This window comes from Sphingomonas sp. BL-S-05, from assembly GCF_055521695.1.
The window spans coordinates 38,062-59,147 of record NZ_JBVFVS010000004.1; the positions used below are offsets into that span (position 1 = coordinate 38,062).

4 protein-coding genes and 1 pseudogene are annotated in these 21,086 nt (G+C 64.8%); 2 read left to right on the forward strand and 3 right to left on the reverse strand.

Translation table 11 applies throughout. From position 1 onward, the window contains the following. Nucleotides 1-83: 83 nt before the first annotated feature. The gene (locus ACZ1JS_RS19085; protein ID WP_465168985.1) at nt 84-15,920 is read right to left on the reverse strand and encodes a type I secretion C-terminal target domain-containing protein; all 15,837 of its coding nucleotides are present in this window, start codon (nt 15,918-15,920) and stop codon (nt 84-86) included. Nucleotides 15,921-16,091: 171 nt separating this feature from the next. Here ACZ1JS_RS19085 and ACZ1JS_RS19090 point away from each other — a divergent pair, with 171 nt between their 5' ends. Then, nucleotides 16,092-17,321, forward strand: coding sequence for a glycosyltransferase family 4 protein (locus ACZ1JS_RS19090; protein WP_465168986.1), 1,230 nt, complete (start codon nt 16,092-16,094; stop codon nt 17,319-17,321). Nucleotides 17,322-17,415: 94 nt separating this feature from the next. Here ACZ1JS_RS19090 and ACZ1JS_RS19095 read toward each other — a convergent pair whose 3' ends face one another. Next, on the reverse strand, nt 17,416-17,574 hold the full coding sequence (locus ACZ1JS_RS19095; RefSeq protein ID WP_242121808.1) for a hypothetical protein: 159 nt from the start codon (nt 17,572-17,574) through the stop codon (nt 17,416-17,418). 279 nt (nt 17,575-17,853) lie between these two features. After that, nucleotides 17,854-19,494, reverse strand: a complete 1,641-nt coding sequence (locus tag ACZ1JS_RS19100; RefSeq protein WP_465168987.1) for an ATP-binding cassette domain-containing protein — start codon at nt 19,492-19,494, stop codon at nt 17,854-17,856. Nucleotides 19,495-19,628: 134 nt separating this feature from the next. Between ACZ1JS_RS19100 and ACZ1JS_RS19105 the strand changes: the two are divergent. Continuing rightward, nucleotides 19,629-20,395 (forward strand): annotated as a pseudogene (locus ACZ1JS_RS19105) (IS5 family transposase). Nucleotides 20,396-21,086: the final 691 nt, after the last annotated feature.

Below are 21,086 nucleotides of genomic sequence, written 5' to 3' on the forward strand. Positions count from 1 at the left end.
CCGGACCCAAAAATGTTGCATTGCAAAAAAGCGATGTCGACCCAAGCGGCCGGTGCCGGGCAGCACCGACCGCTCCCGATCCCTTACAGCACGAAATCACCTGCGCTGAGCGACGTCGCGTAGACAAGGAACGCGAAGTCGGCGACGCCGTCACGATTGCTGTCGCCCTGCACCAGCAGATAGCCGTCGGCGGCCGCCTGGTAGCGCAGCTCGAACGTCGTGTGGGTCGTCGTCGTGAACGCGGCGGTGCCGATGAAGGTAAACGCCTGGTTCCCGCTGGCGCTCGACGGGTCGATCGTCGCGAGGTCGATGCGATCGCCGTCCGCCGCGACGAAATCGGTGATCCGGTCGAGCAGGTCGGCCGTCCCGAAATCGCTGACCTTCGTGAAGACGAAGCGATCCGCCCCCGTGCCGCCGGTCATCACGTCGCCGCCGGTGCTGCCGGTCAGCACGTCGCTGCCCGCGCCACCCTCCAGCGTGTCGTTGCCGCTGCCCGACGACAGCGTGTCGTCGCCGTCGAGGCCCTGCAACAGGTCCGCACCGCTGCCGGACGTGATCGTATTGGCAAGGGTGTTGCCGATGCCGGTAAAGGCCTTGCTGCTCGAATAAACGAGCTTCTCGACGTTCGCGCCCAGCGTGTAGCTGAGCAGCGAGGTGGTGACCGTATCGGTGCCCTCGCCCGCGGCCTCGACGATCACGTCGCCGGCATTGTCGACGACATAGCTGTCGTCGCCGGTGCCGCCGGTCATCGTATCGGCCCCAACCCCGCCATTCAACGTATCATTGCCCGCGCCGCCAGTCAGGGAGTCGGCATATTTGCCGCCGGTCAGGGCATTGGCGAGGTCGTTGCCGATGCCGGTGAAGCCGGTCGTACCGTTGAAGCTGAGGCTTTCGAAATTGGTGGCGAGCGTGAAGCTGGCGAGCGAGGTGACGACCGTATCGGTACCGCCGCCGGCCGCCTCGACGATCACATCGGCAACATTGTCGACATAATAGGTGTCGTTGCCGACCCCGCCGTCCATCGTGTCGGCGCCGATGCCGCCGTTCAGCGTGTCGTTGCCGACCAAGCCATAAAGCAGGTCGTTGCCGCTGCCGCCGGTCAGCGCATTGGCCAGTTCGTTGCCGGTGCCGGTGAAGGCGCCGGTGCCGGTGAACACGACGCTCTCGAAATTGGCGGCGAGCGTGTAGCTGCTGCGGGCGGTGCGCACCGTATCGCGGCCGGCATTCGCCGCCTCGACCAGCACGTCGTTGCCGTCGAGGACATAGACGTCGTCGCCCAGCCCACCCTCGAGCGTATCGTCGCCGGCACCCCCGTCGAGCGTATCGTCGTCGCCCTCGCCGACCAGCGAGTCATTGCCTGCCCCGCCGATGAGGTTGTCGTCGCCGGCACCGCCGCGCAGCGTGTCGTTGCCGCTGCCCGCGGTCAGGGTATTGGCCGATGCGTTGCCGGTGCCGGTGAACGCTGCGGTACCGGTATAGGTGACCGCCTCGAAATACAGCGCCAGCGTCCAGCTTGTCAGGCCGGTGACGATCGTATCGGTGCCGCCACCCGACAATTCGACCAGCGTGTCGGTGGTGGTGTCGACGAGATAGGTGTCGTTGCCGGCACCCCCTTCCAGACGGTCGACGCCGGCGCCACCGTCGAGCGTGTCGTTGCCCGACCCGCCCGACAGCGTGTCGTTGCCCGCGCCGCCGGTCATGCGGTTGCTCGACCCGTTGCCGGTGCCGACGAAGCTGGCGGTGCCGGTATAGACGAGGTTTTCGACATTCGCGAACGAGGCGATGGTCAGGCTGCCGAGCGCGGTGCGGACCGTATCGGTGCCGCCGCCCGAGGATTCGACGACGATATCGGTCGACAGATCGACCTCATAGGTATCGTCGCCGGTGCCGCCGATCATCGAATCCGCACCGGTCCCGCCGATCAGCGTGTCGTTGCCGGCCCCGCCGCTCAGGGTATCGGCCAGCGCGCCGCCGGTGATGACGTTGGCCAGCACATTGCCGGTGCCGACGAAGCGCAGGCCGCCAGTGTAGGTCAGGTTTTCGACATTGGTCAGCGACGCGATCGAATAGGTGCTGATCGTCGCCACCGATCCGCCGGGCAGGTCGGCCCCGACCGTGTCGATGCCGCCATTCGCCGCCTCGACGATCACATCGGCCGCATCCTCCACCCGGTAGAGGTCGTTACCAGTGCCGCCGGTCATCGTGTCGATGCCGTCGCCGCCGTCGAGGATGTCGTTGCCGATACCGCCGATCAGGATGTCGTTGCCGTTGCCGCCGTCGAGGCTGTCATTGCCGCCCGACCCGCCATCCAGCGTGTCGTTGCCGCCGAAGCCGCGCAACGTGTCGTCGCCCTCGCCACCCACGCGATTGTCGGGGGCGTCGTTGCCGTCATAGACGATGCCGGTATTGCCGTCGCTGGGCACCAGATCCTGATCGGTGAAGCGCAGCAGTTCGACGCCGGTAATCGTGTCGTCACCATCGGGACCGAGGCCGCCGCGATTGTCGACGACGCGGAACACGCCCGGCAATTCCTGGGTGATGGTATAGTCGGCGCGGACCGAGGAATAGACGGCGATGTCATAGCCATTGCCGCCATCGATCCGGTCGTTGCCGGCCCCGCCGACCAACCGGTCGTCGCCGCCGCCACCCAGCAGCACGTCGTTGCCGCCGCCTGCCTCCAGCGTATCGGCACCGCTGTCGTCGCCGCCGGTCAACGTGTCCGCCCCCGACGATCCGGTAATCCGGTCGTTGCCGTCGCCGCCATAGAGGTTCGCGCCGCTGCCGCCGATCGTGTCGTCGCCAGCCCCGCCGTCGAGCCACGCATCGGCCCATCCGCTCAGCTGATCGTTGCCGAGCCCGCCGAGCAGCGTGCCGGTCCCCGACAGCAGGTCGTTGCCGGCACCGCCATCCATGCGGTTGGCGCCGTCATTGTCGCTCAGCACGTCATTGTCGGCCCCGCCGTCGAGCGTGTCGTCGCCCGACCCGCCGTTCAGCGTGTCGTTGCCCGCACCGCCCATCAGGCTGTCGTGATTGGCGTCGCCCGCCAGCACGTCATTGCCGATGCCGCCATCGATGGTGTCGTTGCCGAAACCGCCGGTGACGGTGTCGTTGCCCGCCCCGCCCAACAGGCTGTCGGCGCCGTCAAAGCCGTCGATCAGGTCGTCGTCGTCGCCGCCATCGACCGTATCGTTGCCCGCCCCGGCGAACAGCGCGTCATAGCCGGCACCGCCCGCAATCGAGTCATCGTCGTTATAGCCGAAGATGCGGTCGTTGCCGGCCGCGCCGACCAGCGTGTCGTTGCCCGATTCCCCGAGGATATAATCATCGAGCGCGGTGCCGGTCAGCGCATTGGCGCCATCGTCGCCGTGCAGCACGCTGCCGCCGACCGCGCCTTGGGTCAAATCGGCGAACTGGATCGTTTCCATGCCGGTCAGGAAATCGGTGCCGCCGCCGCCGCGATTGTCGATGACGTACAAGCCGCCATCGCCCGCCGCGACGGTGAAGTTGGCGCGCATTCCGCCGATGATGGCGCGGTCGGTGCCCGCCCCGCCGATCAGCGTATCGCTGCCGTCGCCGGCGGTCAGCGTATCGTCGCCCTCGCCCCCGTCGAGCAAGTCGTTGCCGCCGCCCGCGGTCAGGATATCGGCCCCGTCACCGCCCGACAGCGTGCCGCCGCCGGTCAGCGTGTCGTTGCCGGCATCGCCCGACAGGACGCCGAAGCCGGTGAGCAGGTCGTTGCCCGCCCCGCCCGACAGCGTGTCGATACCCGAACCGCCGGTCAGGATGTCGTTGCCATCCTCTCCATAGAGCGCGTCGTCACCGGTGCCGCCGTCGATCGTGTCGGCATCCATGCCGCCATAGATCACGTCGTTGCCGGCATCGCCGAACAGGCTGTCGAGGCCCGAACCGCCATAGATGCTGTCGTCGTCGCCACCGCCGCGCAGCGTATCGTTGCCGCCGCCGATCGTCTCGACGCCCAGCACCGGACCACCCACCGGCAGCCCGGTGACCGGATCGACCGGTTGGGTGATGGTCAGGTCGCCGCCGGCCAGAATATCCTCGCCAATGCCGCCGAGGATCGAGTCATTGCCGGTGCCGCCGACGACCAGATCGTCGTCGTCGCCACCGTCGAGCAGGTCGTCGCCCGCCTCGCCATAGATGCGGTCGGCTTCGGTCCCGCCGTCGATGCTGTCGTTGCCGGCACCCGCCAGGATGCTGTCCTCACCCGCCAGACCGCGGATCGAGTCATTGCCGCCTTGGCCCTCAAGGGTGTCGTCGCCCGATCCGGCGAAGCGCGGCCCCGACGGGTTGGTCACGTTGACCACGCCCGACGACGAACCGGTGGTGATGTCGCCGATCGTGTCGTTGCCCGATCCACCGCGCAGATAGACGCCTGGATTGGCCTTGGCGATGTAATCGGCATCGTCGAAGCGCAGCACGCGGACATTGGTGAGCGTGTCGGTGCCTTCGGGCGATCCAGGGCGGTTGTCGGTCACGGTGACGACGCCGTTGCTCTCGGTCACGGTGAAGTCGTTGCGATTGCCGTAATAGCGGACGATATCCGGGGTCAGCGCCCCCGATCCGCCGCCGTCGATCGTATCGTTGCCGCCATTGCCGGCCAGGAAATCACCGCCGCTGCCGCCATCGATATAGTCGTTGCCGGCCCCGCCCGAGATGGAGTCGGCACCGCCGCCGCCGAGCAGCGAATCCTCGCCATAATTGCCGTAGATGGCGTCGTCGCCCTCGCCACCGTCGAGCGTCTGTGCACCGTCGGTGCCGCCGGGCGCGGTGCCGTACAACGTGTCGTTGCCGGCATCGCCATAGCCGACAGCACCGGTATAGACGCCGAGCACGTCGTTGCCGGCCTCCCCGCGCAACATGCCATAGCCGGTGATCGCGTCGTTGCCGTCACCGCCCAGCGCGTTGCCCGATCCGATCCAGATCGTGTCGTTGCCGGCCTCACCCAGCAACTGGCCACTGCCCGACAGGATGTCGTCGCCTTCGCCGCCGCTCAAGCTGCCATCGCCATAGAGCGTGTCGCGGCCGGTACCGCCGATCAGTTCATCGGTACCGCCATTGCCGGTGATATAGTCGTCGCCCTCGCCGCCATCGGCGCGGTCGTTGCTGCTGCCGGCATCGATCGTGTCGTTGCCGATGCCGCCGTCGAGGCTGTCATTGCCCGCCCCGCCGAACAGCTGGTCGTCGTCGCTGCCGCCCAGCAGCGTGTCGTTGTCGGCCCCGCCGTCGAGCACGTCATAGCCGACACCGCCGTCGATCAGGTCGGCGCCGCGCCCGCCGAAGATGCGGTCGTTGCCGCCCAGACCGAACAGGCGGTCGTCGCCCTTGTCCTGATCGGGATCGTCGATCCCGTTGGCCGGCGCGGTGACCCCGGCGGGCAGCCCCGCGCCGCTGATCGAGTCATCCAGTTCGGTGCCGGTCAGCGTGTCGTTGCCCGCCGATCCGGTGAACACCATGCCCGCCGTCGTCGCCGACAAAGCGAAGGCGGCGTTGATGAAGCTCGCCCGTTCGATGCCCGACAGACGATCGGTGCCGAGGTTGCGGCGATTGTCGACGACGAAATAGCCGCCATTGCCGTCGCGGACGACCGATGCGGTCTCGCGCGCGATCTCGAACGAGGCGGTATCCTCACCATCGCCGCCGACCAGCGTGTCGCTGGCGTCGCCGCCCGACAGCCAGTCGTTGCCGGTGCCGCCGATCAGGCTGTCCGCACCCCAATTGCCATAGATCGCGTCGTTGTCGGCCCCGCCGTCCAGCGTCTGCGCGCCGTCGATCCCGCTCGGCGACCAGCCCGACAGCGTGTCGTTGCCCGCCCCGCCGGTACCGGTGCCGCCGGTCCCGGCCAGCAGCAGATCCGCGCCGGTCCCGCCGTCGAGCGTGCCGAAGCCGGTGAGACTGTCGTTGCCGGCATCACCCGACAACAGCCCGGTGCCATAGATGCGATCGTCATTGTCGCCGCCATAGAGCGAACCGTTGCCGTTCAGCGTGTCGTTGCCGGTCCCACCGAGGATACGGTTCAACCCGCCATAATCCTCGACCAGATCGGCGTCCGCCCCGGCATCGATCGTATCGTCGCCCAGACCGCCATAGACGGTGTCGTTGCCGTCGCCAGCGCTGATCGAATCCGTGCCGGTACCGCCGTCGATATAGTCGTTGCCGGTGCCGCCGGTCAGCGTATCCGAACCGGAATCGCCGGTCAGCACGTCGTTGCCCGCCCCGGCATCGATGATGTCGTTGCCGTCGTCGCCGCCCAGGCGGTCGTTGCCCGCCAGCCCGGTGATGGTGTCGTTACCGCTGTCGCCGATCAATATGTCGTCGAACGCGGTCCCGGTCAGCACCAGTCCGACATTACTGCCCGGCAGCGTCTGTTCGTCGCCGCTGTCGAACTGGAGCAGCTCGACGCCATAGACCCGGTCGGTGCCGTTGGGGCTGCCGCTGCGCAGGTCCTGGACGGTGATGCTGCCGTCGCTGTTGTTGACGATGCTATAGTCCGAGCGGCGGCCATTATAGACCAGCTTGTCGAAGCCCGACCCGCCATAAACGGTATCGGCCCCGCCGCCGGCCAGGATCGTATCGTCGCCCGCACCGCCGAGCAGCGTATCGCTGCCATAGCCGCCCGAGATCGAGTCCGCGCCCGATCCGCCGTCGAGCAGCAAATCGCTGTAATAATAGCCCGACAGCGTGTCGTTGCCGTCATTGCCCTGTCCGCTGCCGCTCGACACATAGACGACGTCGTTGCCGTCGCCGCCGCGCACCAGCCCCGATCCGCTCAGCGTGTCGTTGCCGGCCTCGCCATCGAGCAGCCCGCTGCCGGTGATGCTGTCGTTGCCGAGGCCGCCCAGCAGCGTGCCGTTGCCGGCGATCGTGTCGTTGCCGTCGCCGCCCGACAGGATGTTGCCATTGTCGTCATAGTCGGTGATGCGGTCATCGCCCGCCCCGCCGTCGATGGTGTCGGCGCCCGCGCTCTGGACGATGGTGTCGTTGCCGTCGCCGCCGGCGATGCTGTCGCCGTCCGCGCCGCCGTCGATCCAGTCGGCGCCGATGCCGCCGTCGATCGTGTCGGACCCGGCCTCGCCATAGACGACGTCGTTGCCGCCGCTCCCGGCGACGCTGTCCGCGCCGGTCCCGGCGACGATGCGGTCGTTGCCGGACAGGCCGTCGATCGTGTCGTTGCCGTCGCCGCCGGTGATGCTCTCGTCGAACGCGGTGCCGGTCAGGCTGTCGGGTGCGGTGGTGCCAGACACGACGATGCCGGTGTTGGCGGCGGTCACGTCGAAATCGAGGTCGGTGAAGCGCAGCGTGGTGATGCCGCGCACCTGATCGGTACCGTCGGCACCGCGCCCTTCACGGTTGTCGGCGACGATATAGCCGCCATTGCCGTCCCGGATCACCGAGGCGAAGGCGCGCGTCCCGCTATAGAGCGCCACGTCGTAATCGCCGCCGCCGACGATCGTGTCGTCGCCGTCACCGCCGTCGAGCGTGTCGTTACCCGCCCCGCCGTCGAGGCTGTCGTTATCGCTCAATACGCCCGGATAGCGCCCGCCCGACAGCGTGTCGGACCCGTCGCCGCCCAGCAGCGTCTCGCGCGTGCCATAGAAGCCGATCAGGCGATCGTCGCCAGCACCGCCGTCCATGGTGACCGGTCCGCTCCACGGATAGGCGGTGGAGAGGGTGTCATTACCAGCCTCGCCATAGGCGGCGCCCGACACGATGTTGATCGCGTCGTTGCCGATCCCGCCGAGCAGCGTCCCCGACCCCGACAACGTGTCGACGCCGTCGCCACCGATCAGCGTGCCGTCACCCGACACCGCGTCGTTTCCGACCCCGCCGTCGAGCAGCCCGCTGCCCGAGAGCGCATCGTTGCCGATGCCGCCCTCCAGCGTGCCGGTCCCGATCAGCGTATCGTCGCCGGCATCGCCCGACAGGCGGTTGCTGCCGAGGCTGTCCTCCAACCGGTCGTTGCCGGTGCTGCCGCGCAGCGTGTCCGACCCGCCCTCGCCATACAGCCAGTCGGCATCGTCGCCGCCGTCGAGCACGTCCTGACCGGTGCCGCCCCACAGCGTGTCGTTGCCCTCGCCACCCTCCAGCGTGTCGCGGCCCGACTGGCCGTACAGCACGTCGTTGCCGACGCCGCCGCGCACCGAGTCATTGCCGAAGCCGGCATCGATGATGTCGAAACCCGAATTGCCGTAGAGCGTGTCGTCGCCGGCCAGATTGGCCGAGGTGATCGTCGCATTGGGAATGCGATCGTCGATGCCGGCCGAGTCCTGCCAGAAGATGCCCGGCGTGCTCACCAGCGCATATTCGTCATCGTCGAACTGGAGCAGCTCGACGCCCGACAGCGTGTCGGTGCCGAGCGGGCTGCCACTGCGCAGGTCGGTCAGGATCGTGGTGCCATTGGCCCCGGCGGTGATCGAGAAATCGGCCATCCGCCCGGCGACGCGGACCACGTCCGATCCGCTGCCGCCGTCGATGCTGTCGGCACCGGCTCCGGCGAACAGCGTGTCGTCGCCCGCCCCGCCCAGCAGCGTATCGGCGCCCGCGCCACCGTCGATCGTGTCGCTGTCGGCGCCGCCGTCCAGACGGTCGGCCAGCGCCGATCCGCGCAGGCTGTCATTGCCTGCATCGCCGGTCATCTGCACGCCCGCGCCCGACCCGGATGCGTCGAGCGTGTCGTTGCCGGCACCCCCGGCCGCCGTGCCGCTGTAGAGCGCAATCGCGTCGTTGCCGTCACCGCCGTCGAGGCTGCCCGAGCCATAGAGCTGGTCGTTGTCCGCCCCGCCCAGCAGGGTGCCGGTGCCGCTCAGATAATCGTTGCCGGCCCCGCCATCGATCCGGTTGGTGCCGGTCAGGTCGGTGATGGTGTCGTTGCCGCCATCGCCCAGCAGCGTGTCGTTGCCGCCATCGCCCTCGATCCGGTCGTCGCCCGCACCGCCCGAGACGGAATCGTCACCGCCATTGCCATCGATGGTGTCGTTGCCGCCCAGCCCCTCGATCGTGTCGTTCGAGTTCGATCCGGGCAGCGAGTCCGCCGCCTCGCTGCCCTGGATCAGCAAGCCGATACCGCTTGGAGAGATCGAGGGTGTGAAGTTGTAAAGAGTCAGTTCCTCGGAGATCGAGGTGTCCATGTTGCGCAGGATCGCGATCGTCTTCCATCCGGTCGACGTGCCAGCAGCGTCGAAATCGACCTGCAGGAACAACTCGCCCGCCGCGCCTAGCAGCCTCATATGCCCGGTCAAGAACGGGTTCTGCCCGGGGGTATAGTTGCTGAAATAGGCCATGACGTTCGACACATCGAGCACGTCGCCGCCTGCGCCCGCGGTGAAGTTCTGGATGACGTCGGCGGTGGTGCCGGCATAATAGCGCAGGGGATAGCCGCTCAGCCGGAACACGTCCTGGCCGGCACCGCCGTCGAGCGTGTCGACGCTGTCGTCTTCACCCAGCCCTTCGAAGAAATCTTCGCCGGCCTCGCCGAACGCCTGCCCGCGCACGATGCTGAACGTGTCGTCGCCATCGCCGCCCAAAATGGTGTTCTGGCCATATTGATCGCGGAACCAGTCATTGCCGTCGCCGCCCGACAGGCTGTCGTCGCCCTGCCCGCCATCGATCCGGTCGCGGCCGGCGCCGCCGGTGATGGTATCGCGGCTGAGACCGCCCTCGATCGTGTCGTCGCCGCCCAGCCCGTCGATCCGGTCGGGGCTGGCGGTGCCGTCGATATCGTCGCCGAACTGGGTGCCGGTGCGGACCACGCCGACCGGGCCGACGCCGTTCGCAAAATTGTCGTAGTTGAGCGCCGTCGCGACGACATTCTGCAACCGCGCGACCGTCTGCCAGCCCAGCGCGGTGCCGGCCGCGTCGTAATCGACCTGCAACAGCGTGTCGGCACCGTCCTGCAATAGCCGCATATTGCCGGTTTCGAACGGATTGCCACCGTCGAGCCCGGTCATGTAGTTTCCGTCGAGGCGGATGATGTCGCCACCGGTGCCGGCGGTGAAGTCGGTGATGACCGTCACCCCTGTCCCCGCCGCCGGGTAGCGCAGGTGATAGGTGTAGAAGGCATACGTATCGCGGCCAAGGCCACCGGTCAGCGTGTTCTGGGTCGGATCGCCACCGTCGCTATAGCCGACATAGTCAAAGTAATCGTCACCATCGCCGCCATCGATGACGTTCCGACCACCGCCATCGGAGAGGCGATCGTTGCCCGCGCCACCACTGATCGAGTCGTTTCCGAAATTGCCGTCGATCGTGTCGTCGCCGGCCCCGCCCACCAGGCTGTCATTGCCGTAAGAGCCGTCGATCGTATCGTTGCCCGCATCGCCGACGATGGTGTCGTTGCCGTTGTCGCCGTTCAGCGAGTCATTGCCCGCGCCGCCGACGATGCTGTCATTGCCGTTGCTTCCGCTCAACGTATCGTCGCCGAGGCCGCCGGTCAGCGTATCCGCGTCGTTCGATCCCGTGGCCCGATCGTCACCGTCGCTGCCCAGCAACGACTGGCCCGTGCCGTCGGTGCTCCAGCCACCGGTGAAGTTCACCGCTTGGAACGCGGCGGGCAGGACGTTCTGGAACCGGACGATCGTCGTCCACGCATTGCCGCCGCCGTCACGGTCGATCTGCAACAACGTGTCGGTACCGCCATCGACGGTCAGGCGGAGATGCCCGTCGGTCCATGGATTGACCGTGCCGTTATAATTCTGAAGCTGCCCAAACAACACCGCCAGATCGAACACATCTCCATTCGCCCCGGTCGCGAAATCGGTGATCGTCAGCTTGCCAAGATTGGTGGAATTATACAGGATATAGCGATCCTGGCCGAGGCCGCCGGTCATCACATTGTCGGACGCGTTGCTGCCGTCGCTATAGCCGACATAGTCGAAATAGTCGTCGCCCTCGCCGCCATCGAGGACGTTCTTGCCGGCACCGTCGTACAGGCGATCATTGCCGGCCCCGCCGAGCACGGTGTCGTTGCCGTAGGATCCGTCGAGCGTGTCGTTGCCGGCGTCGCCCGACAGAGAATCGTCGCCATAGGAGCCATCAAGCGTGTCGGCACCGTCGCCGCCGATCAACGTATCGTTTTCGGTATCGCCATAGAGCGAATCCCGGCCTTCGCCGCCGGTCAGGCTGTCATTGCCGATCCCGCCGCGCAGATTATCGTTGCCGGCATCGCCCGACAGCGTGTCGTTGCCCTGTTCGCCAGACAGGTTGTCGTCGCCGTCACTGCCGGTCAGGACGTCGTGGCCGCTATTGCCGTCGATCGTGTCATTGCCGAGACCGCCGTTCAGCGTATCGCCGTCACCGGTGCCCGCGATCGCATCGTCATAGGCCGATCCGGTAATGGCGATGCCGGTCGCGGTCGGATCATAACCCTGATCGCCGATCCGAAAATTGTCGCGGGTGAAGGTCGCGCCGGCCTTCCCCGCGAACGTCATCAGATCGACCCAGTTCGCGCCCCCGGTCGCGCCGTTCCAGTCGACCTGCAGCACCCGGTCGCTGCCGCTGGCCGCGAGGCGCAGATAGCCCGTCGCGAACGGATTGCTCCCGGCGACATAGCCGGTCCAATAGCTGGTCAATGGTGCCAGCAGCACCATGTCGCCCTCTGCCCCGGTGGCGAAGTCGGTAATGCGCGCCGCCGTCAGATTTCCGGGCGACACGCTGCCCAATTCATAGCTGTCGCGACCATCGCCACCGGTCAGCGTATCTGTGCTAGTATCGGTACCGGTCGCAGTGCCGTAACCGACATAGCGGAAGAAATCGTCGCCCGCGCCGCCGACGACGCTGTTGGCACCTTGCCAGTCGTCGAACCGGTCGTTGCCGTCCCCACCCAGAAGCGTGTCGTTGCCGGCACCGCCATCAAGCGTGTCGGCGCCCGTGCCACCGTCGATGCTGTCGGCCTCGCTATTGCCGAACACACTGTCGTTGCCGCTGCCGCCGATCAGCGTATCGAGGCCCGCGCTGCCGTCGAGATAGTCGTCGCCCGCGCCGCCCGACAGCAGGTCGTTGTCACCCTCGCCATAGAGCGCGTCGTTGTCGTCGCCGCCGTCGAGCGTGTCGTTGCCGGCACCGCCAATCAACTGGTCGTTGCGCTCGCCGCCGCTAATCGAATCGGCACCTTCGTTGCCATAGAGCGTGTCGTCACCATAGGCGCCGTTGATCGTGTCGTTGCCGGCCAGCCCCGAATAATTGTCGCGGCCCGCGCCAATGAAGCTGTCGGCACCGGTCGTGCCGCTCTGCGTCGCGGTGACGCCGGTCGCGCGCAGATCGGGGGTGAAATTATCGGGAGTCAGCGTGGTCGCGGTGACGTTCTTGAGCAGCAGATATTGCTGGAAATTGTCGCCGCCGCCATTCTGGTCGAAATCGATCGCGGTATCACTGCCGACCTGGCGCAGCCGCATCCAGCCACCCGAAATCAGCTTGGTCGCATCCATCTGCGCCCCGCCGAGCGACAGCCCGGCCTGGTCAAGGACGATCAGGTCGCCGCCGCTGCCGGCGGTGAAATCGGTGATCGTGCTGACGATCGGAGCATAGTTGAACAGGTAATAGAGATTGTAGCGATCGCGGCCCGTACCGCCGCTATAGCTGTCATTGCCCTGATAATAGCCGACATAATCGAACCGGTCGTCGCCTGCGCCGCCGCTGAACGTGTCCGCGCCGTAATAATCGCCGAGACTGTCGTCGCCGTCGCCACCGACGAAGCTGTCCTCGCCCTGCGAATAGCCGAAGCTGTCGTTACCGGCGCCGCCGTCGAAGGTGTCGTTACCCTGTTCATAGCTACTGAAGGTGTCGTCGCCATCGCCGCCGGACAGGCTGTCATTGCCGCCCTGCCCGACCAGCGTGTCGTTGCCGGCACCGCCGAGCAGCGTGTCGTTGCCCTCGCCCCCGTCGAGATAATCATTGCCGCCGCCGCCATCGACGCTGTCATTGCCGACGCCGCCATAGAGCGAATCATTGCCGCCCAGCCCAGAAAGGGTGTCGCCCATCGGCGTGCCCTCGATCCGCTGGTTGTTGGCATCGCCGGTTAGCATCGCCCCGGCAAAGCCCGGCCGATACCAGGTCGTGAAATTGTCGGTGGTGAAGGCGGACGGGTTCGTCACCCCTTCGAACCGGGCGATCGTCCGCCATGCATAGCCGGTGCCGCCGGCGTCGTTGTCGACCTGCAGCACGACTGCGCCGCTCTCGGTCGTGAAGCGTAGATAGCCGGCGGTGAACGGGTTGGTCGACGGATCCCAGTTGTAGAAATAGCCGGTATCGATCTGCAGCCGGTCGCCGCCTGCGCCGGTCGCGAAATCGGTAATGACGGTCAGGCCGGCGGTCGTCGTCGGATAGGCCGACAGAAGATAGGTATCGCGCCCGGTCCCGCCGGTCACCGTATCGGACGATCCATAGCCATATTCACTGCTGAACGTATCGTCGCCGTCACCCAGATCGACCGTCGCGTTGCCGGCATAGTTGTAATAGCTGCCTTGCACGCTGTCGTTGCCAGCGCCCGCCACGACCGTATCGTTGCCGAAATAGGCGATGACCGTGTCGTCGCCATCGCCGCCGATCAGGCTGTCGTCGCCTACGCCACCGTCGACATAGTCGCTGCCAGCATCGCCCGACAGCGTGTCGTTGCCGCCTTCGCCATAGAGCCGGTCGTCGCCCGAACCGCCCTCGACGTCGTCGTCGCCTTCGTTGCCGTTCAGATAGTCGTTGTCGTCGCCGCCAAGCAGCGCGTCGTTCTGAGAGCCGCCATAGAGCGTGTCGACGCCGGTGCCGCCATCAATGCTGTCCGCGCCGTACCCGCCGTTCAGCGTGTCGTTACCACCCAAGCCGGTGATGGTGTCGCCGTCGTTGGTGCCGTTGATCTCCTGCGCCAGCGTGGTGCCGGTCATCACCAGCCCCTGCCCATTGGGCGCGAAGCCAAGCGTGAAATTGTCGCGGGTGAAGGCGGAGGGCGCGACCCCTTCGAAGGTCAGCCACGTCGCCCAGTTGTTGCCGCCGCCATCCTGGTCGATCTGGAGCAGGGTGTTGCTGCCGCTGGCGATCAGGCGCAGATGCCCGGTCGTGAACGGGTTCGCCCCGGTGGCAAGGCCCGAGAAGTTCCAATAGCCGTCGACGACGTCGCCGCCCGCACCGCCTTCGAACCCGGCGATCGTGTCGGCGCCCTGACCCGCATAGTAATAATAGGTGTGGAACGTGTCGCGCCCCGTCCCGCCGACGAAACGGTCGGTACCGGCGCTATAACCGACATAGTCGAACCGGTCGTCGCCATCGCCGCCGACGAGCGTGTTGTTGCCCTCGTAATCGTTAAAGGCATCGCTGCCCGCGCCGCCGACCAAGCTGTCATTGCCGGCATTGCCGTTCAGCGTGTCGTTGCCGTCGCCGCCCGCGACCGTATCGTTGCCGCCACCGCCCGACAGCGTGTCGTTGCCGGTGCCGCCATCAAGGTTGTCATTGCCGACCCCACCGCTCAGCACGTCGTCGCCGGCGCCCCCCGACAGGGTATCGGCGACCAGCGATCCGTTCAGCACGTCGCGCCCTTCGCCGCCGGTCAGGACATAGCCCTTGTCAGCGGGCGCATAGCCGATGAAGTTGGCGGCGGTCAGCGCGGTCACGGTCACGCCGTTCAGTTGCAACACCGATACCCAGCCAAAGCCGGTGCCTGCCCCATCGCGGTCATATTGGAGCAGCGTGTTGCTGCCCGACTGGAGCAGCCGGAGGAAGCCGGTCGCGAACGGATTGGTGCTCGAATCCCAGCCCGTCAGATAGGAAGTGACATCGTTCAGGTCGATGACGTCGCGGGTTTCGCCGCCGCCCGCCACGAAGTCGGTGACGATGTCGGCATGCTGGTTCGAAGGATAGGCATAGAGGCTGTAACCATCGATCGTCAGCGTGTCGTTGCCCGCGCCCAGCGTGATCGTATCTGCGCCGCCCGCCTCGTTCCGCCCGCCGCCGACATAGCGGATCTCGTCATCGCCCGCCCCGGCATTGATGACGTTCGCCCCGGCATTGTCCTCGAAGATATCGTCGCCGGCACCGCCGATCAGCGTGTCGTTGCCGACCCCGCCCAGGATAGAGTCACCTCCGTCGCCGCCGTCGATCGAATCATTGCCATATCCGCCGATCAGCGTGTCGCCCATCGATCCGCCGCGGATCGTATCGTTGCCGCCGCCGCCATCGATCCGGTCGGCAAAGGCGCCGCCGTCGATCAGGTCGTTGGAATCGGTGCCGGTCAGCGTATCGGCGAGCGGGGTGCCGGTGATCGTCTCGCCCACCCCAGTCGGGCTCCAGCTCGGCGCGAAGTTGCTCGCGACCAATGCAGTGGCGGTGACGTTCTTCAGCACCAGTAGCGTTTTGATGCTGTGCGTGGTGCCGCTGGCATCGATATCGACGCGGATCAGCGTGTCGCTGCCCGACTGCACCGCCGACAGGAAGCCGGTGAGGAACGGGTTGCTGCCCGCGCTATAGCCGATCAGGTCGTTGACGACTTCGGACAGGTCGATGACGTCGCCCGACGCGCCGGTGGTGAAGTCAGTGACGGTGTCGGCGAGGAAGCTGAGGGGGAAATTGCGGACGCCGTATCCATCGACGCGCAGCGTGTCGCGACCTGCGCCGGTGGTGATCGTGTCGGCGCCACCGGTGCTGCCGCCATCCATATAGCCGACGCCATTGAACGTGTCGTTGCCGGCCCCGCCATCGAGGACGTTGCTGCCGCGATAATCCTCGATCCAGTCGTCGCCCAAGCCGCCGCGTACGGTGTCGTTGCCGTCATTGCCGTATAGCACGTCGTTGCCGTCGCCGCCGTCGATGCTGTCGTTCCCGGCATTGCCGTACAGCGTGTCGTTGCCGCCATTGCCGGCGATGCTGTCGTCCGAGGAGGTACCGGAATAATTGTCGCCACCGGTGGTGCCGCTATAGTTCGCCATCTGCCATCCCCCCACGTCCGACGGCATGCCCCCTGCCGTCGCCTTCACCCGACTCATTGTCGGAAACGCGCGACAAAATGGTTACTTGAACGTAAATTCTCAATAGCTTTAACTATCTATTGACAGGACATTATTCGTTTATTTGTATCTACCCCAAATGGAGTATTGCGGTTGGATATATTGTTCATCCACCAGAACATGCCGGCGCAATTCAAACATCTTGCGCCGGCACTGGCAGCATCCGGAAAGCATCGCGTCGTCTTCGTGACCCGCGGCAAGGGCGTCGACATTCCGGGCGTCCGCTGCGTCGGGTACGAAGCGCCGCGCCCGGCCAATCCGACCACGCACCATTATGTCCGCCTGTACGAAGCCAGCGTCCGCTATGGGCAGCAGGTCGCGCGGACGTTGCTCCAGCTCAAACGCGAAGGATTCGTGCCGACGATCGTGATCGGCCATCCGGGCTGGGGCGAGATGATGTTCGTGCGCGACGTGTTTCCGCGCGCGGTGATCCTGAGCTATGCTGAATTCTATTATCATGGCGCGGGGGCCGATGTCGGCTTCGACCCGGCGCAGCCCGCCGATCTCGACACCGTGTGTCGCACGCGGGCGCGCAACGCGCATCTGCTGCTCAGCCTCGACATGGCCGATGCCGGCATCGCGCCGACCGAATGGCAGCGCAGCCGCCATCCCGAAATCTACCAGCCCCGCATCCGCACCATCTTCGACGGAGTGGAGACCGATGTGGTGAAGCCCGACCCAGCAGCGCGCTTTCGCCTGGCCGACGGGCGGACGCTGTCGCGGCAGGACGAGGTCATTACCTATGTCGCGCGCAACCTCGAACCCTATCGCGGCTATCCGTCGTTCATCCGCGCGCTGCCCGCGATCCTCGCCGCCCGGCCCGAGGCACAGGTCGTCATCACCGGCGGCGACCAGGTCAGCTATGGCGCCCCCGCCCCCGAAGGCCGATCGTGGCGCGAGCAGATGGAGCTGGAGGTGCCGCTGGCCACCGGCCCCTTCGCCGATCGGGTCCATTTCACCGGCAAGCTGTCCTATGCGAACTATCTGTCGCTGCTGCGCGTCTCCAGCGTCCACACCTATCTGACCGTGCCGTTCGTGCTGTCATGGTCGTTTATCGAGGCGATGGCGACCGGCTGCGTCATGGTCGCGTCGGATACCGCGCCGGTGCTCGAATTCCTCGAACCCGGCATCAACGGCCATCTGGTCCCCTTCCACGACCCCGCCGCCATCGCCGACCGGATCATCGGGGTGCTCACCGATCGCGGCGATCACCTGCGGCTGCGCAAGGCGGCACGGGCGACCGTCATCGGCCGCTGCGCGCTGTCGGTCTGCCTGCCGCGCCAGATGCAGCTGGTTGAGCAGCTGACCGGGGTGTCGGTGTAGGCCAGCGGCAGGAAGCGATAGACGGTGCTGCGTGAAATCCTCAGGTCGCGCGCGATATGCGCCGGCGATCGGCTCGATCCGTCCCCGACAAATGCTAAATCAAAATCTCGGGTCCGACAGATCGGACGGGGACCAAGCGAGCTTCGAGTTCGGCGATGTATCTGGCGATTGCCTGACGCGACGGATGGTCGTTCAGCCGATCGATGATATGTTTGGCGCGGGCAATTTCACGTTGAATGGCGGTCTGTTGCATAATCGTCTCCGGCCCCCCGAAAACAGACCGTCGCTCGTGCCGGATTAACGTTAAAAATGCGTTAATTTCCTATTCTTGGATTCCCGATCGCTCATCGGAGCGACTGATTTCGTTTCATATCGGGACTGCCAGCACACGACATGGCTCCTTTAATCTGGGTCTAATACAAGAGGTTGAAACAGCCACCTAACTGATTGTCATTAGTAAGCTTTAATCAGGACGGATGTTTTTGGTCTTGGCATAAGTCGGGGAAGGCATATTGCCGAAGGTGTTGAGACATCAAGCCGCCAACGCTTTGACGTCGAGATCGTTAGCGGCCGCGGTAAGGCCGGCATCGCGGGCAAGCATTGCAAAGGTACCACCACGCGCAATCAACTCGTCGAAACCTCCTGTTTCGACCATTCTTCCCTGATCCAGAACGACGATCCGGTCCGCGGAACGGATCGTCGAAAGACGGTGGGCGATGATGAAGGTCGTTCGACCTTGCCGAAGACGATCGAGGCTTTCTTGAAGTCGAGCCTCCGTCGCGACATCCAGTGCGCTGGTAGCTTCGTCGAGCAGGAGGATCGGAGCATCTTTCAGTAACGCACGAGCAATGGCAATGCGCTGGCGTTCGCCGCCGGACAGCCCCTGCCCCCGCTCTCCGACGTTCGCAGCATAACCGCCTTCCTTGCGAATAATAAAATCGTGGCAACCCGCCAGCTTCGCTGCGTCCTCTATTGCGACCATCTCCGCGTCCGGGTTACCGATAGCGATATTCTCTGCGATGGTCCGGTTGAATAAACCCGCTTCCTGAAACACGACACCGGTCGATGCACGAAGCGAGGCGAGCGACACGCCTTTAATGTCCTGGCCGTCGACTAGAATGCGTCCTTCGCCGGGGTCGAACGCGCGTTGGAGCAGGCCGAGTGCCGTGGACTTACCTGATCCCGTCGGCCCGACGATTGCGATTGTCTCGCCAGGCTTGGCCTCGAAAGACAGGTTGCATACTTGCCCCGATCCGCCGGGATACCGGAATGAGACATTGTCGAAGGTTACATGCCCACGCTCCACGCGCAACGCGGGCGCGTTCGGTCGCTCCTCAATATGTGAACCTGCATCAAGGACCTCATAGAAATGCTCAAGCGATGGCAATCGTTGCGAGACACCAATGATGAACGATGTGAGTTGCTCAAGTCGCGATATCATCAGCGTCGCGAAACCTACGAAAGTTACAACATCGCCAATGGTTGCTAACTGCTGCCGGGCCAGCACAGTGCCAACTCCAAAGATCGCAACAATGGCGATCGACGATGCGCCGCGGGTGAGCACGGCGGACACCGCCCACCAGTTCAGCACAGGGTATTGAGCACGCAGTAGTTCGTGTAACGACGTACGGACCGAGCGCAGTTCGTCCGGCACCGCAAGGAAGCTCTGCAGCACCGTGACGTTGCCAAACAGGTCGCCAAGCTGGCCAGATATGTCCGTGAACCGGTTTTCAACGTTCTCCTGCCCTACCGACGTCCGACGCATCACTATAATATTTATTGCGGAATAACCACCTAGTAGTGCGATAAGCACAAGGGAAAGACGCCAGTTAGTCATTAACGCCACGGGTACGAGCGTGATCAAGATAACCGCATTCACGGTTTGCTCGCGAAGTAACTGCAGCCAAAGGCCGAAAAGATTATCGCATCCGGCAATCATGATGCGCATCAATCGCCCTGAGCGGGCTTTGAGATGAAACGCTGGCGGCAAGGCAAGCAAATGTTCAACGAAATGGGACATGGCGTTCAGGCTTCGCCGGTGTGCCATACGATCCGATACGAGCGAAATCACCATCGCACCGAAAAACCCAACGAGGCTGGTAAGGCACCAGACGCCCACAAATGTAAGCGGGTTACTGCCCGCGGTAAGGCCATTGATAGCCCGCCCGAACAATACTGGTTCGGTGACTTGAAGGATCGCAACCAGGATACCTGCAGTCGCTAGGCATCGTGGACAAAGCTTGACGGCGTAATACGCCGCTGATTCAAGGCTGCCATTTGGAGGCGGGCTTGGGCGAGCGGATCGGTTTGTCGGAAGAGGAATGGTCGCTGATCGGGCCGCTGCTACCGTCCGAGCGCGGACGTGGCTGTCGTCCCGCTGGTGACAACCGCCCCTTCTTCGAAGGCATGATGTGGATTGCGCGGACGGGTGCGCAGTGGCGGCATCTGCCGGAGGAATATGGCAAGTGGAACAGCGTGTTCCGCCGCTACCGTCGCTGGGTGACGACGGGTGTGTTCGATGCCATGCTGGAGACACTGGCCGGTGCGGTGGAACGCGATGGTCGCGCCGACATGATCGACAGCACCATTGTCCGGGCACACCATTGTGCGGTGGGCATAAAAAAGGGACTGGCGCGGCCGAGGCGCTTGGCCGATCGCGCGGCGGCTTCACCACCAAACTTCACGCCCGCTGCGATGTCAGAGGTCGCCCGCTCGCCTTTGTCCTGACGCCGGGTCAGGCGCATGACACGCAAGGTTTCGGTCCGCTGATGCGCATGATCGCCGACCGGATCGACGCGTTGCTCGCGGACAAAGGCTATGACAGCGACGCGGTTCGCGACACCCTGACCAGCATGGACGTCGAGGCCGTGATCCCGGCTCGGCGCAACCGTCGCAACCCGGCTGCGCATGATCGGCTCAAGTACCGCTGGCGAAACCAGATCGAACGCCTGTTCAACAAACTCAAGAACTGGCGACGGGTCGCCACTCGGTACGACAAAACTGCCGAATCCTACATCGGCTTCGTCTGCCTCGCTTCAGTCCTGCTCTGGATACCATTTGTCCACGCCGCCTAGTTCCAGATGGATGAAGAAACGGGGGTCACGTCAGACCAGCCAGGCCGATAGGTCCCACGCATGGTAAGTCGGTTTGGAAAGGCGCTCGCTTCGCTGCGAGTGCCTCTTTCCATCTGTATCAATGATTGTTGGTGCTAGGAGGCATAGCGATAAAGGCCAATCGTGGAGCTTCGATCGATCCTGCCAACGAACGTTCGGGGAAGGGCACCGTTCGCCGCTAATCAGTACCGCTTGGCCCCGTCCGTATGCATTACGATCGAATGTAACGGACCTGTCGGGCCGACGCGGCATTTACGCGGGCATGACTCTTGTCCGACGCGAACGATCAGTGGCTTTTCCTGTCGTCTACCATCCTGCTGCTCAGGATGAGGCTCGTCGCTTGATTGCTGAGCATGAGGGTAGAGCGCTCCGTCTCGTCGAGAGCAAACTGAACGACCAGCTTGCAAAAGGCGACGTGGTGGCCGCACTTCACTTCGATCAGGTACGACGCGCAATCTCGAATGCTGACGCTGGGCTTTTAACCCCCTAATACGCTCACTGGCTTATCAACTTATCATAAGTCACACTGCTGCGAGGCGTACGAATCGCAATCTGCGAAATCGTATAAGGAAGCGGCTACGCAAATGGTGCGTGCTCTCCTGCAAGGAACAAGTAGCTTAACAGCCGTACAAGCTAGACAGCTATTAATTCG